Source organism: Streptomyces sp. NPDC056161, from assembly GCF_042268025.1.
Lineage (GTDB): Bacteria > Actinomycetota > Actinomycetes > Streptomycetales > Streptomycetaceae > Streptomyces.
This window is the reverse complement of sequence record NZ_JBHJUV010000036.1, coordinates 49,527-64,363: the sequence shown is the minus strand read 5'-3', so window position 1 is coordinate 64,363 and position 14,837 is coordinate 49,527. Positions and strand designations below refer to the sequence as shown.

Genomic DNA, 14,837 nt, shown 5'->3' with positions numbered 1-14,837 from the left:
GCACGGAGCCGCGACCGGTGTCGAGCCATTACCGGTACTGACCGAGCCGTGACCGGCGCGGAGCCGCGACCGGTACCGGTCTCACCGAGTGCTGCCCGAACGTTCGCCGGTGATCAGCGTGGTGGGGGCCGTCGCCGATGGTCCAGGAACGACCGAAGCCGGCCCGGGTCAGGCCCTGGTGATATTCCTGCCCGGCATCGGTTCCGCGAGTGCTGTCCGCCATTCAGGCGCAGCGAAGGCGTCCGCGAAGTACTGCGTCTCGTGCACTACACGCCCGTGGGCGAATTCCATGATGCTTACCGAGTAGGCGGGCACCCCGTCGTACGTGATGACACACTCGTTCACCCATAGGTCCCCGCTGCCGACAATCCGGTGGACGGTGAAGTGCCGGTTGGCAGGGTGCCCGCCACGTTGCGCCGAAATCTTTGCGCGGCCCCGGAATCGTTCACCTGACTGGGGGTAATCGAGGATCGCGTCCGCCGCGTAGATGGCGTGCTCGGCTTCGATGTCGCCGCTTTCCGATGCCTGCCAGTGTTCCTCCAGTGCGGCCCTGATCCGCATATCAGAATCCATCGTATTGTCCCTTCGGCGGACGGCAGGAGCGAATCGAGAACGGCGGGAGCGCTACGAGGTTTTCTCCGGTAAGCGGGCCCGTCGAACGTAATGGGATACGGCCGCAGCGTAGATCGCCCAATGCAGGGGCTCGGCCTTCGACATCATTACACCGGTTTCCGATGCACATGGTGCGCACAGATCCAGCGGCCGAACAGCGCACCGCCGTAGACCACGAACCCGACCCCGGTCAGCCACGATTCGATGATGAGCACGACGCCGACCGCTCCGTAACTGACCGCGTTGGTGACGATGAGCGGCATGAAGACCAGGGAGGAGAAGACCCGCAGGCCGACCAGCCCCGCCATGGTGGCGATGGCGCCGGGCAGCAGATCACGCCAGCGGATGTGACCACCGAGGAGAAAATGCTGCCCCCACCAGAAGAACAGCGCTCCGGTGGCCAGCGACACGGTGACGCGCGGCCATCCGTGCAGCGCTGTGTGGTTCTGCGCCTCCTGGTACAGGTAAGCGGTGAGCACGAGCAGCCAGGTGGCCTGGCGCCAGACTCGGTGCCACGGGCCGGGAGGAAGGTTCCAGATCCGTTCGTAGCCGTTCTGCACGCTCCCGCCGAAGGCCACCCCGAACACGGCGAGCAGGACCCCGCCCCACACGCTGGTGGTGCTGAGGACGCGGGGCGGTGGGGTGGTGATGTCGGTGACCGCGTGGGCGGACCGTCCGGACAGTCCCATGCCGTCGGCCAGCCAGGACGCGAAGCCGCCGCCACCGAGGGGGTCCGCGGCGGCCACCACGATGAGCAGGGGGGCCAGGGTCACCAGGGACAAGGTGGCGAATCCGAGCGCTCGGTGCATCAGTTCGATGTCACGGCCGCGCCGGATCAGCTCGTACGCTTTCAACCGGTCCCATCCGCGGTACGCAGCGAGCAGGACGCGCCTCATGGCCGGCTCCGCGTGCGGCGGAGCACGTGCGTGTGAACAGCGCCGTCGAAGGTGGGGCTCAGGGGTCGGCTGGCGTTGTGCAGCATCGGCGGTGCACCTGTGGTCGGTGAGGGGACAGGGCGATGACGCCCGGGGGTTCCCGCTGCTACTCCGTTCGGCCTGGGCTGACAGGTGGCTGTGAGGGACTTGCGCCGGGAGACTCCGGGAGATCGATGTGTCGGCGGTGTGACTTTTCCCCTGTATTTGATCAGCGACCGACGGCCCACGGCTCGCGCCACACCGCGACACGACGAGACGGAGGTCGTCTCTTCCGGAGGTGAGCGGCGGGCGGCGGGCAGCGATGGGGCTTGTCGGCCCCGGCGCGGTGGCATCGGGTGAGCGGTCGGCGCGCGCACGATCACCGGCGCACCACGGGGCCGGCCGCGCCGATCGCGCGGCTCGGGGGCCTGGATGAGCCGCCCCGGCAGACCGGCCGCGCGCCGCCGCCGGGGCGTGACGACGGGCGTATCCGCGCGGAGGAGGGCAGGGCCCGCGGAGCGGCTTGCGCAAAGGTGTGCCGGCCGACGGGAACCTCAGCGACGTCACCTTGCCCGGAAACCGCATCACGACGGCGCCGCACAGACCGCCGGCCAGAGCTGACATGTCGTCACCGGCACAGCGCACACGGTCAACTGTCGCACTGGTCCGGACAACAAGAGGCAAACGACGGCGAAGATTTACCACACGCTCGTTACGGAGTCATCCACCCTTATTTGTTGATCTTTCCAATCGGGTGCGCGTCCTGTGACCGAAACGGGCGCGGTGGGAGGCGTCGCCTCACATCCACTCTCAACCCGAGGTTCCGATGAGATTGATGGTTTCGAACCATCTGTGCAGAACACCATTGCTGTTGGTGCTGGCGACCGCGGCCGCGCTGGCGGCCTCTCCCGCCGTCGCCTACGCGGACGACAGCCGACCCGCGCCGGTCACCGGCGGAATCCCGTTGATCGACACGACTGAGAAGATCGGCCCCGGGATCAACCTCCAGCACGTGAAGGCACTCGACCAGAAAGGCTGGAGCGACGGGCGGTTCCTGACCGTCGACCTTTCCAACAGGGCGGTCAGCACGGACCTGCTGACCTCCGGACCGGTCGCGTCCGGCGGTCCGCTCAGCGCGGCCGCCGAGAAGGCCGGCGCCGTCGCGGGCGTCAACGGCGAGTTCTTCGACATCGGCAACTCCAACGCGGCGCTCGGCGGCGAGGTCCAGGACGGGAAGCTCCTCAAGACCGCCGACATCAGCGGCCGCCAGCACGTCGGCGTCAGCGATGACGGCATCGCCCAACTCGTGGACCTCACGGTGGACGCCACCGCGAAGTTCGCGGGCACGGACCACAAGGTGCTGTCCATCAATGCCGCGAACGGCGGCGGGATCCCGGCGGACGGCATGGCCGCGTTCACGTCCGCCTGGGGCGACTACAGCCGCAACCGCGGGCTGACGGGCGTGGCCAACGACCAGATCGCCGAGGTGCTCGTCGAGGACGGCAAGGTCGTGTCCGTGAAGGCGAACGGTCCTGCCGGTTCGGGAACCGTACCGGACGACGGCTTCGTGCTCGTCGGGCGCGGCGCCGCGGCGACCGCGCTGCGCGCGCTACAGCCCGGCGACCCGGCGGCGCTCAGCTACGCGCTCGCCGACCAGGCGGCCAAGAAGATGAAGTTCGCGCTCGGCCACGGCGGCACCGTCGTCTCCGGCGGCCAGGTCGTCAAGGGCCTCGACACCTCGATCGCCCCGCGTACCGCTCTCGGCTTCAAGGACGGCGGCAAGACGCTGGTGCTGGCCACCTGGGACGGACCGGGCGGCACCGGAAAGGGCGGCGTCGGGATCGACAAGGAGGCGCGCGACCTCGCGGCGATGGGCGTGGAGACGGCCGTCAACCTCGACGGAGGCGGCTCGACCACGATGGTCGCCCGCGCGCTCGGCGAGGACGACGCGACCCTCCGCAACGTCCCCTCCGACGGTCACGAGCGCAACGACCCGAACGGCGTGGGCGTGTTCGTCGCGAAGGGCGACGGCAAGCTGCACCAACTCCTCGTCAAGCCCGCGCCGGGCGCGGCGGCGGCCGACGGCGGGGTGAAGGTCTTCCCGGGACTGAGCCGTACGCTCGTCGCGGAGGGCGTCGACGACCACGAGGCGCCGGTGACGGTCGACCCGAAGTCCGTACGCTGGTCCGCACCGGGAGGGCCGGTCAAGGACGGCACGCTCAGGACGTCGGCCAAGGCGCACGGCACGATCACCGTCGACGCGCACACAGGGCGCGAGAAGGCCCGGAAGACGGTCACCGTCCTCGGCCCGCTCAACAGCGTGGAACTGTCCTCCAGGCTCCTGTCGATCCCTGACGCGACACCCGACGCCGCGGTCACGGTGTCCGTGACCGGCCGCGACGGGCAGGGCTTCACGGCCCCGATCGACCCGCGGGACCTGTCCTTGGACTACGACCACAGCGTCGTCGACATCCGGTCCGCGGACGGCAAACTGAAGATCACCCCGCTGCGCAGCTCAAGCACGGTCCTCACGGTGTCGGTCGGGGGCAAGTCGATCCAGCTCCCGATCACCGTCGGCGTGCAGACCAAGACGGTCTACGACTTCGACGACGACGTGCTGGCCCGCTGGCGCAACAACAGCACCGCGGCCACGTCGTTCTCGGCGGACCCCGACGGCCTGCGGATCGACTTCAACGCGATGCGCAACGTGGGAATCGCGGCGGCCTCGTCGGCCCAGCGCATCCAGGTGCCCGGCCAGCCGCTGCGGGTGCGCGTGCGGATCAAGTCCAGCATCAGCGTGCCGGGCGGCCTGACCTACCTCGGCTACGTCGACGCGGCCGGCAAGAGCGGCGGCATCTACGGCACCGGCCTGACCGCGAGCGACGACTGGCAGTACGCGACCTTCACCTTGCCGGCGAACACGGCGTTCCCGATCTCGCTCACGAGCTTCCAGGGCATCAATACCAACGTCGCCGATCAGAAGGCGGGTCGGTTCGTGCTCGACCGTGTCGAGGCCGACATTCCGACGTCGGTCGACCTGCCCGCCCAGCCCGGACTGCAACCCGACCCGCTCGTCTCCGACGACGGCTCACTGCTCAAGGGGCGTGACACCTGGCAGTTCGCCACGCTCTCGGACGTGCAGTTCACCGCCGACAACCCGGCGCTGACCCAGGTCGCGACGGCCGCCCTCCAGCGGATCCGCAAGACCCGTCCGGACCTCATCGTCCTCAACGGTGACGTCACCGACCGCGGCCTGCCCCAGGACCTCGCCCTCGCCCGCAAGGTGCTCACCGACGCCGGGTGCGACCTCGTCCCGGTGGGCCAGGAGCCGCCGGAGAACAGCACGCCGGACCCGAAGGCCGGCTCGGTGCCGTGCTACTACGTGCCGGGCAACCACGAGTCCTACGGCCTCAACAACGTCCAGAGCGACTTGACGAACTTCACCGCGGAGTTCGGTCGGCCGTACCGTACGTTCGACCACAAGGGCACCCGGTTCATCCTGCTCGCCAGCTCCCTCGGGTCGCTGCGCGGGACGGCGTGGGACCAACTGCCGATGATGCAGAAGGCGCTGGCCGACGCCGAGAAGGACCGGTCGGTGCACAACGTCATGGTGTTCGCCCACCATCCGGTGGACGACCCCGGCGAGGGGAAGGCCAGTCAGCTCGGCGACCGCGACGAGGCCGCGCTCATCGAGAGGATGCTCACGGACTTCCGCGCCGCCACGGGCAAGGGCGCGGCGATGGTCGGATCCCACGCCCAGATCGCCGACGTCCACCGGATCGAGGGCGTCCCGTACACGGTGCTGCCTTCGTCGGGCAAGGACCCGTACGGCACACCGGACCGCGGCGGCTTCACCGGGTGGGTCGACTGGTCGGTCGACTCGCGCCGTAGCGCCGACCAGCAGTGGCTTGAGGCGGACGTGCGCGCCTTCGCGCAGTCCATCACGCTCGACACCCCGGACTCGCTGGAGGTCGACAGGACCGCGCAGCTCTCGGGCAGCATCGTGCAGCCGGAGGGCGTATCGACCGGCACGCGTGCGGTGCCGCTGCGGCACCCCATGTCGGTCGACTGGGGCGGCTCGTCCAACCTGGCCGTCGGCAGCGGCAAGGCAGCCGTCGACAAGGCCCGCCACAACGGCAAGGTCGCCGTCCTCGACCCGCGGACCCGCACGCTCACCGCGCTGCGCCCCGGCTCGGTGACCGTATCCGTGACGAACGACTCGATGCGCGCCTACACCGACGACAGCTCGCTCGCGCCGGTCACGACCTCGAAAACCATCACAGTCGTACCGTCCGCACACGGCCCGAAGCCGCCCGCGCACGGCGAACAGGGACCATGACCGGCATGGGCCTCAAACCCGCTCAGGCCGGCTCCTGAGGTCTGAGGCGCCTGGCTGCCTCTCCGATGGCGAGCACACGTGTGTGCTCGTCATCGGCGCTCCGGAGAGGCGGCGGACAGCCGGCGGTGAAACACGGATCGGCGCACCCCCGTGGGCCCAACAAGACGCAGCCAGCCAGCCAGCCGGTCAGCCCTCCGAGATCGCCCGGACGGCGCTGCTGCTGGCCTCCCCGACCATGCCCAGCGCGATCGGGGCGAACGGGCTCGTCGATGCGGGGGCCGTCAGGACCGTCTGAACGCGCTCCTCAGCCGCGCCGACGGGCAGAAGTATTTTTCCCTGGCCCGCCCGACACCTCGCATCCGGCCACGCCTTGCACGGCCGCCCGAGACCGGTGAACTCACTGACCCGGCGCGCCATGGACATCGTCCGGCGTGACAGTCACCAGGCCGGGTGCGCCGGCTCCCGGCCGGCGGCCGGACCCCCGCCGGCCGGCTGGACGCGCCGCTCGTCAAGGTGCGACGGCGCCGTTGTGAATGCGCAGGCATACCTCGTAGCCGCCTTGGGGAGTAGGGCCGGATTCGAGGGTGCCGTCCAGGAGTTCGGCGCGTTCCCTCAGGCCGACCAGGCCATGACACGAGCCGGGCAAGGAGAGCGAGGGACGGGTCGAGGGCGTGTTGGTGACGGTCACGCCGTACGCGTCCGGCGCGTGCCACAGGCAGACGGTGGCCGTGGCGCCGGGGGCGTGTTTGCGGACGTTGGTGAGGGCTTCCTGCACGGTACGGTAGACGGCACGCTGCGCGGGCGTGCTGACGTCCGCGGGAAGTTCCCCGGTCAGCTCGGTCTCGATGCCGCTGCTCGCGACGAGCCGGTGCAGGTCCGCCAGGGTCGGCTGCGGGGTGAGTTCGGTGGCGTGGCCCCCGGAGGCGCGCAGCAGCGTGACCATGTGGCGCAGCTCGTCGAGGGTGTCCACGCTCAGGGAGCGGATGGTGCGGGCACCGTCCTGGGCGGCCGGCTCCTTCGCCGCGACTTGCAGGGCGCCCGCCTGCACGGCGATCAGACTGACCTGGTGGGAGACGACGTCGTGCATCTCCCGGGCGAGCTGGGCGCGTTCGCCGGCCAGGACGGCCTGGGCGTGGAGCAGGCGCTCGTGTTCGCGGGCCTCCTCGATCTCGGCCAGACGACGGCTCAGGTCGCGGCGGGCCTGGACGAGCTGGCCCAACAGGATCGGGGCGGCCGCGGTGGCGAGCGTGTAGCCGAAGTAGACCGTCGTCCAGGCACGGCCGTCCGACTCGCTGCCGTCCAACGGCCAGGGCGCGGCGGACGCGGCGGCGAACAGCAGGGCGCACACGGCGAGCAGATACCGGTTGCGCGATCTTTCGGCCAGCGTGAACAGGGCCGCGAACGGTGCGAACACGATGTCCAGCATCAGGCTCGCGGGCAGGGTCAGCAGGAACACCGCGAGCGGGAGACGTCGGCGGACCACGAGCACGGCACAGGCGAACGCGGCCACCAGCTCAGTGGTCACGGGTGAGTGCGCGTCCCACAGGTTCACCGCGGCATCCGCGGCGGCGACCACGACGACCAGGCCGTCGACGACCGGGGCCGGAATCCGCACCCGCCCCGGCCGGCGGGCGGTCCATCGCCCCGGCTCCGCGCGGGGCGTTGACAGGCGCATGCTGCCCAGGGCACGGATCACGTCTGTTCCGCCTCGCTCTCATGGCAGTGCGTCTGTGGCCGCACGCTTGCTCTCACCGTATGTTGTAGCCTGTCGAGCAGGCCGAGCGGCGCGGCATGCCGTCGGCCGGGGGGCGATCCCGAACCAAGTGGCGGGAAGATCCGGACGACTGGCGGATATACACGGTCCCGGCTCCTGCCCAGCGTGGAGACATGAGCCAGAACGCTTACGAGAAAACGTCCGCCATCGCGGCGTGCGCCCGCCCGGAACCCGTTGGAGCAACGGAGAACCGGCACACCGAGCGGCCCTCCACGGGACGCCTGATCGGCGTGGACCTGGCCCGCGGCCTCGCCGTCTTCGGCATGTACGCGGCACACGTCGGACCGGACCCCGCCCAGGGCGGCACGACCGGCTTCCTCATGGAACTCGGCCACGGCCGCGCCTCCGCCCTGTTCGCCTTCCTGGCCGGCTTCTCGATCATGCTGGTCACGGGCCGCCGGACGCCGAAATCGGGCCGCGCGGGCCGACAGGCGGTCGCCAAGATCGTCATCCGGGCCCTGATCCTGCTGGCCGTGGGCACCGCGCTCACGCTCTACGGCACCCCGGTAGACGTGATCCTCGCGTTCTACGGCTTGTTCTTCCTGCTCGTCCTGCCGTTGCACCGGTTGAGCGCAGGCCCGCTCATGGTCATCGCGAGTGTGGGCGCGCTTGTCCTGCCACAGCTCCTCTACGCCGTCCAGCACGTCCTGGCCACGCGTGAGCCCGGCGGCATCTGGACCTGGCCCGCCGATGCCGACGGCATCCTCTCGCTCCTCTTCACCGGCGGCTACCCGGCCCTGGCCTGGCTTCCCTTCGTCATCGCCGGCATGGCCGTGGCCCGCCTCGACCTGGCTGCCACCGCGGTCCGTATCCGCCTGGCGATCACCGGCCTCGGCCTCGCCGTGCTCGGCCACGGGGGCTCCTGGCTCGCGCTGCACATGGTCCCCGGCGCGATGTCGGCGATCGCCTGGTCGGACGGCGCCGAGGGCGGCCCGGTCAGCTCGGCCTGGTGGTCGGACACGTGGGGCTATCCGGCCGTCGGCACCCCGCAGACCCTGCTGGTGGCCTCTCCGCACAGCGAGACGACCCTGTCGATCCTGGCCAACACCGGTGTGGCGATCGTCGTCCTCGCCGGCTGCCTCGCCGCCGTCGACGCCTTCCCCCGCTTCCACCGCCTTGCCCGCCCGGTGATCGCGGTCGGCTCGATGTCACTGACCGCGTACATCCTGCACGTGATCGCCATCGGCATGCTGGGCATCGAGGAGCTGCCGGGCTCCCCGCTGTACGTACTCCTCGCCTTTGTCGTGGCGATCGCCGCCTTCGCCATGCTCTGGTCACGCTTGCTCCGACGCGGCCCGTTCGAGTGGCTGCTGGGCCTGGCCACCAAGCCGGCCGAACTCATCCGGTGACCTCCGCCCGGTGCGGGGCGGAACCACGCTGACCTCGTCCCGCGTGTCCCGGTTCCACCGGACGTCGAAAACCGTCGACGCCACCGGCACCGTGCCGATGGCGTCGAGGGGGCGTCTTCCAGCGGGTCACTGCCCGCCTCGGCGACCGCCCGGTCCCAGCAGCCCGGCGCGTTGAGCCAGGAGCGCGGCCTGAACGCGGCTGCCGACCCGCAATTTGCTCAGGATCGCGCTGACGTGGTCCTTGACGGTGCCCACACTCAGATGGATACGGGTGCCGATCTCCCCGTTGGACAGGCCCTCCGCGATCAACACCAGTACGTCGCGCTCACGTCCCGTGAGACGGCCGATCCGGGCCACGTCCTCGGCGGCGGCGGTGTCCAACGCCGGGTGACCGCGCAGCACCGCGTGGGACGCCCTGGGTGACATGACCACACCGCCCGCCGCGAGGGTGCGCACGAGCTGTGCCAGCTGCGCGGGATCGGTGTCCTTGAGCAAGAACCCGGCCGCGCCGGACCGCAGCGCCGTCAGTACGTATTCGTCGGTGTCGAACGTGGTCAGCATGGCGACCACCGGCGGGGCGGGCAGGGCCTGCACGGCACGCAGCACGGTGAGCCCGTCGACGTCGGGCATGCGGATGTCGAGCAGCACGACGTCCGGGCATGCCTTGCGCACCGTGTCGACCGCGTCGGCGCCGACCGCCGTCGCGACGACCTCGACGTCGTCAGCGGCGTTGAGGATCAGCTCGAACCCGGACCGCACAAGCGCCTCGTCGTCCACGACCACTACGCGGATCACAGGTGCTCCTCCGTACCTCGCAGAGAGATGTCCCCGCAAGGCTATGGCCCCCAGGACGCGAGACAGCGACGGTACGGCGCACGGCAGCCAGTGGGCGGGGCCCCTCCAGCCAGCGGGGGGACCCATAGGGAAGGCCGCCGACGGGCCGCCGGGGCCGCACCGGGCCGAGGCGTGACTCGTTCGCTGAACCGGACCAGGGTCCTCAACCGTGGAAGGCGGTGGTCGTTTCGAGAGCGGCCCGCTCGGTCGTGACGCGGTTCACCGGCGCGCTCTCGTCGGCGTAGCCGAAAGAGATGCCCACAAGCAGCTTTCCTTCGGTCACGCCGAGTTCGGTGCGGACGGTGTCGGCGTAGAAGCTGAGCAGGCCCTGCGGGCAACTGGCCACTCCGTATGCGGCCATGGCGAGGAGCAGCGTCTGCATGTAGGCGCCGACGTCGGCGGCCAGTCGCGCACCGCCGTCGCCGGTGACGAACAGGAACGCGGCATGGGGTGCGCCGTAGAAGCGCAGGCTCTCGGCGTCGTAGGCCGCGCGGGCCAGGTGATCGTCGGGAGCGATACGCAGCGCTCCGTACAGGTCGGCTCCGAACGCCGCCCGCCGCTCTCTGTGGACGGGTGCGTACATGCCCTCGGAGTACGGGACGTCGACCGAGGTGCGCTGTTCCGCATGGGCCGCCTGCAAGGCGTCCGCCAGGCGCTCGCGCCTGGCGCCGCTGGCCACCTCGACCCGCCACGGCTGGGCGTTGGAGCTGGATGGCGCGGCGCCGGCCAGAGAGAAGATCGCGCGCATGGTGTCCTCGGGCACGGACTCCGGACGGAACGCGCGTATCGCGTGGCGGCTGCGGATCAGCTTCTCCGCATAGTCGGTCAGATCGGTGGACAGCAGCCTGCTCATATGGCGCTCCTCAAGATCATGTAAACGGATGCGTTTACTTATGAAGGCCGACCGTAGCAAGTCATCCCCTCAGAAGTAAACGCATGCGTATACTTGCCGCGTGAGTACGGCGACTACAGCATCTCGACGGCCCGGACGAGGAGGGCGCGAACGCATCCTGGCCGCCGCCGCCCGGCTGTTCGCGACCCAAGGCATCAACGCGACAGGCATGGAGCAGGTGGCGGAGCAGGCACCGGTGTCCAAGCGCACCCTCTACGCGCACTTCCGGACCAAGAGCGACCTGGTCATCGCGCATCTGCAGGACCTCGCCTCGGCGGGTCACACCCTGGAGAGCGTGCTCACCCGCGAGGACATCCCCGCACGGGAGCGGATCCTCGGGCTGTTCGTCCAGCCCGCGCCGGATGCGGCGCCGGTGCGGGGGTGTCCGTTCATCGACGCCGCCGCCGAGTTCCCCGACCCGCAGAGCGCGGTCCACTCCTACGCCCGCGAACAGAAACTGCTGATGGTGCGGCTGGTCACCGCCCTGGTGACGGAGCTGGCGTGCCGCGAGCCCGCCGTACTCGCCGAGCAACTGGTCACCCTCGCGGACGGGGCCGCCAGCCGCGCCATGGTGCTGGGCGACCCGGACTACGGACGGCACGCGCGGGCGGCGGCAGAGCTCCTTCTGGACCACGCTCTGCAAGCCACGAGCTGACGCGCAGGGCGTCGGGCGGTGAACGGCGTCCGCCACCGACGCACAGCCCGCGGAGTGCCCGTCATCCCGTGATGAGTCACCGGCCTGGACGTGGCCGGGTCCGACGCGATCGTCTTTTCACGCGATCGTCTTTCAAGGGAACCGTCCGTGGCTCTCATCGGTGCCGGGTACTGGGATCAGGTCTTCGCCGCAGGGACGGGGCGGTTCTCCTGGTCCGGTCGATTCGCCGACCGGGCCGACGAGTTCCGTCCGTGGGCGGCTTCGAGTGCACGGCCCACCGCCAAGGCGCGGCTTCCCGAACACCCGGGCCGCGGTGCCGACTCCGGTTTCGAGCACAGCCGTACTCTGCGCGATGCCGTGCCGTTCCGTCCGCCCGGGTGCTCGGCCGTCAGAGCCCGCAAGTGCGCGATCGGGAGGCGGGCTCAGCGAGGCGCGGCGGGCGCCGGCAGGGGCTGGAGACCGAATTGGGCGCAGGTCAGTGAAGTGTCGGTGAAAACCCTGTGCGAATAGTGTCGGTGGGGCCCCTTATGCTGCACGGACGATCACGCGGGATCAGGGGAGGACGCGGCATGTTCGGCAAGCTGTTCGGCAGGGGTGCGGCAAGACCGGTGGCGGATCCGCACGCCCTTCCCGTGCCGCGCAGGCAGAAGAACGGGATGTACAGGCTGCGCGCGCTCGGGGACGTGCGGGTGCTCGCACTGGTGGAGGCGGCCGACGGGGGTGACTGGGAGGAGGTCAAGGCGGCACTGGCCCCCTTCGATCTCGGTCAGGACCACCAGGTTCTGGGGGAGATCGCCGGCCTGGACGGCGTGGAGGACTGGATCGGCCGGGCCGTCGAGGAGGACGAGCAGCATCGGGCGACGGCCCTGCTGATATCCGGCGCGCGGCACATCCGATGGGGCTGGGAGGCGCGCACCAGTGCGCGGGCCACGCACGTCACGCAGGAGCAGTGGCGGGTCTTCCACGAGCGGCTCCACATCGCCGAGGAACAGTTGTTGGAGGCTGCCGAGCTACGGCCGGAATGGATCACTCCGTGGAGCCGACTCCTCACCTCCGGCCGCGGCATGTCGCTTGGTCTCACCGTCAACGAGACCCGGCTCGACGCCGCCCTGCGCCGCGACCCACTGGACCTGGAGCCCCATCTCGCGTGGGTGTCGCAGTTGCAGCCCCGTTGGGGCGGTGAGCCGGGGCAGGCACTGGCGTTCGCCCGTGACACGCTCGCCCGCACCCCGCGAGGGCACCGCCTCGGCTGTGTCCTCGCCATGGCACACATCGAGGACTGGGTCGAGTCGGACCGTGCCGAGTGCCTCGAAACTCCCGAGATCCAGGCCGAATTGCGGAACGTGGCCGAGCACAGCATCCTCCACCCCGACTACCCGCGGCATCCGGGCTGGCAGTGGGATTTCAACATGTTCGCCATGGCCCTGTCGCTGGCCGACGAGCGTCACGCGGTGCGCCGCGTCTTCGAGACGCTGGACGGCGCCTACACCGAGTGGCCGTGGACCTACTTCGCCCAGCCCGAGGAGCAGTTCGCGCACCGGTACCGCGGCGTTTGAGAACGAGTGCCCCCGATGCCGACCGTCCGTGACCCGTCGCCCCTCCTACTCCGGATTGCCCCATGACTTCGCCCGACACCGCTGTGAACCAGTCCGATGCCGACCGTACCTTCCAGGTGGATCTGCGCGGCCTCGTCGATCTCCTCTCCCACCACCTCTACTCCAGTCCCCGTGTCTATCTGCGTGAGCTGATGCAGAACGCGGTGGACGCGCTGACCGCCCGGCACCGTCTGGAACCGGCCGCCTTTGCCGACACGTCCGGTGTCCGGCTGTACGCCGACGGCGCGGTGGTGCGCGTCGAGGACGACGGCATCGGCCTCACCCTGGCCGATGTGCACACCTTCCTCGCCACGATCGGCCGCAGCAGCAAGCGCGCGGAGCGGATCGCCGAGCAACGCGCCGACTACATCGGCCAGTTCGGCATCGGCCTGCTCTCCTGCTTCCTGGTCGCGGACGAGATCCACGTCCTGAGCCGCTCCGCCCGCACCCCCGACGCGCCCGCCGTGGAGTGGCGGGCACGCGGTGACGGCAGCTACACCGTCCGTACGCTGCCGGTCTCCGGCCGCCCCCGGCCCGGCACCACCGTCACGCTGACGCCGCGCGCCGACGCGGGCGAGTGGACCAGGCCGGCGCAGGTGCATGCCCTGGCCCGCCACTTCGGTTCCCTGCTGCGCCACCCGGTGACCTTCGACGACGGTACGGGCGGACCGGGCGTGCCCGTCAACGCCGAGCCCGCCCCCTGGGCGCACACGTATGCCACTCCGGGAGCCCGCTCCCGCGCGCTGGCCGCGTACGGCGAGGAGGTCTTCGGGTTCACACCGCTGGACACCGTCGAGCTGGACCTGCCGGCCGTTGGCTTGAAGGGCATCGCGTGCGTGCTGCCCGAGGCGGTGCCGGCCGGACGCCGCCGCGGCCACCGCGTACACGTCAAGGGCATGCTGCTGTCCGAGCAGGCCGAGGAGATCCTGCCCGAGTGGGCGTTCTTCGTCCGCTGCGTCGTCGACGCCGAGAGTCTGCGTCCGACCGCGTCCCGCGAATCCCTGTACGAGGACGACACGCTCGCCGCCGTCCGCGACGCCCTCGCCGAGCGGCTGCGCGCGTGGATCGCCCGGGCCGCGGCCAGCGACCCCGACCTGCTCGCGCGCTTTCTCCAGGTCCATCACCTGGCCGTGAAGTCGCTCGCGGTGCACGACGACGAGATCCTGCGGATGCTGCTCGCCTGGCTGCCGTTCGAGACCACCGACGGGCACACCACTCTGGACGAGTTCGCGCGGCGGCACCGCACCGTGCTCGTGACGTCGAGCGTGGAGGAGTTCCGGCAGATCGCGGCCATCGCCTCGGCCGCCGGGCTCGGTGTCGTCAACGGCGGCTACACCTACGACCGTGAACTGGTCCACCGGCTGCCCGAGATCAGGCCCGAGGCCGGCGTCGCCGACCTCGACCCGGCGACCCTCACCGCCCACCTCGACCCCGTCGACCGGGAGACGGAACTGGCCGCCGCGCCCTACCTCGCCCTGGCCCGCGACGCCCTCGCCGTCTTCGACTGCGACGTCGCGCTGCGCACCTTCCAGCCCGCCTCCGCCCCCGCTCTCCTCGTCGACAGCCGGGAGGCCCGGCACGAGCGCACCCGCTCCCAGCTCGCCCGCGAGCAGGAGGGCGGACTGTGGGGCGACATCCTCGGCGCCCTGCGCCAAGAAGCCCCGCGGGCCCAGCTGATCCTCAACCAGCTCAACCCGCTGGTACGCACGGCCGTCGCCATCGACGAACCCGAGCTGGCCCGCACCAGCGCCGAAGCCCTCTACGGGCAGGCCGCGCTGCTGTCCCGGCGCCCGCTCAGGCCCGCCGAGTCGAGCCTCATCAACCGCTCCTTCCTCGACCTCCTCGCCCACGCCCTCCGCAAGGACAGCTGACG

Annotated in this window: 10 protein-coding genes; 5 read left to right on the top strand and 5 right to left on the bottom strand. The window is 70.5% G+C overall.

Annotation, left to right across the window (positions count from 1 at the left end):
• Positions 1-168: 168 nt before the first annotated feature.
• On the bottom strand, positions 169-573 hold the full coding sequence (locus ACFC09_RS29350; RefSeq protein WP_376533344.1) for a nuclear transport factor 2 family protein: 405 nt from the start codon (positions 571-573) through the stop codon (positions 169-171).
• Between the two features lie 146 nt (positions 574-719).
• Positions 720-1,508, bottom strand: a complete 789-nt coding sequence (locus ACFC09_RS29345; RefSeq protein ID WP_376533343.1) for a ribonuclease BN — start codon at positions 1,506-1,508, stop codon at positions 720-722.
• Between the two features lie 853 nt (positions 1,509-2,361).
• On the opposite strand from ACFC09_RS29345, the gene ACFC09_RS29340 reads away from it, so the two are divergent.
• Positions 2,362-5,865 (top strand): phosphodiester glycosidase family protein, encoded by a 3,504-nt coding sequence (locus ACFC09_RS29340; RefSeq protein ID WP_376533342.1) that lies wholly within the window; start codon positions 2,362-2,364, stop codon positions 5,863-5,865.
• 508 nt (positions 5,866-6,373) lie between these two features.
• On the opposite strand, the gene ACFC09_RS29335 is transcribed toward ACFC09_RS29340, so the two are convergent.
• Positions 6,374-7,474: a sensor histidine kinase gene (locus ACFC09_RS29335; RefSeq protein WP_376533390.1), complete on the bottom strand. Its 1,101-nt coding sequence runs from the start codon at positions 7,472-7,474 to the stop codon at positions 6,374-6,376.
• Between the two features lie 278 nt (positions 7,475-7,752).
• Between ACFC09_RS29335 and ACFC09_RS29330 the strand changes: the two genes are divergently transcribed.
• Positions 7,753-8,988 (top strand): DUF418 domain-containing protein, encoded by a 1,236-nt coding sequence (locus tag ACFC09_RS29330; RefSeq protein ID WP_376533341.1) that lies wholly within the window; start codon positions 7,753-7,755, stop codon positions 8,986-8,988.
• A 126-nt stretch (positions 8,989-9,114) separates the two neighbouring features.
• Here the strand turns inward: ACFC09_RS29330 and ACFC09_RS29325 are convergent, their stop codons facing one another.
• Positions 9,115-9,783, bottom strand: coding sequence for a response regulator (locus tag ACFC09_RS29325; RefSeq protein WP_376533340.1), 669 nt, complete (start codon positions 9,781-9,783; stop codon positions 9,115-9,117).
• A gap of 202 nt (positions 9,784-9,985) precedes the next feature.
• A complete protein-coding gene (locus tag ACFC09_RS29320; RefSeq protein ID WP_376533339.1) occupies positions 9,986-10,675 on the bottom strand; it encodes a nitroreductase family protein in 690 nt (229 codons plus the stop codon).
• A gap of 100 nt (positions 10,676-10,775) precedes the next feature.
• Between ACFC09_RS29320 and ACFC09_RS29315 the strand changes: the two genes are divergently transcribed.
• The 3 genes from ACFC09_RS29315 (at position 10,776) to ACFC09_RS29305 (ending at position 14,835) form a co-directional block, all read left to right on the top strand.
• Positions 10,776-11,369, top strand: coding sequence for a TetR/AcrR family transcriptional regulator (locus tag ACFC09_RS29315; protein ID WP_376533338.1), 594 nt, complete (start codon positions 10,776-10,778; stop codon positions 11,367-11,369).
• Between the two features lie 569 nt (positions 11,370-11,938).
• Positions 11,939-12,925 (top strand): hypothetical protein, encoded by a 987-nt coding sequence (locus tag ACFC09_RS29310; protein WP_376533337.1) that lies wholly within the window; start codon positions 11,939-11,941, stop codon positions 12,923-12,925.
• Positions 12,926-12,987: 62 nt separating this feature from the next.
• Entirely contained in the window at positions 12,988-14,835 is a 1,848-nt protein-coding gene (locus ACFC09_RS29305) for an HSP90 family protein (protein ID WP_376533336.1), read from the top strand.
• Positions 14,836-14,837: the final 2 nt, after the last annotated feature.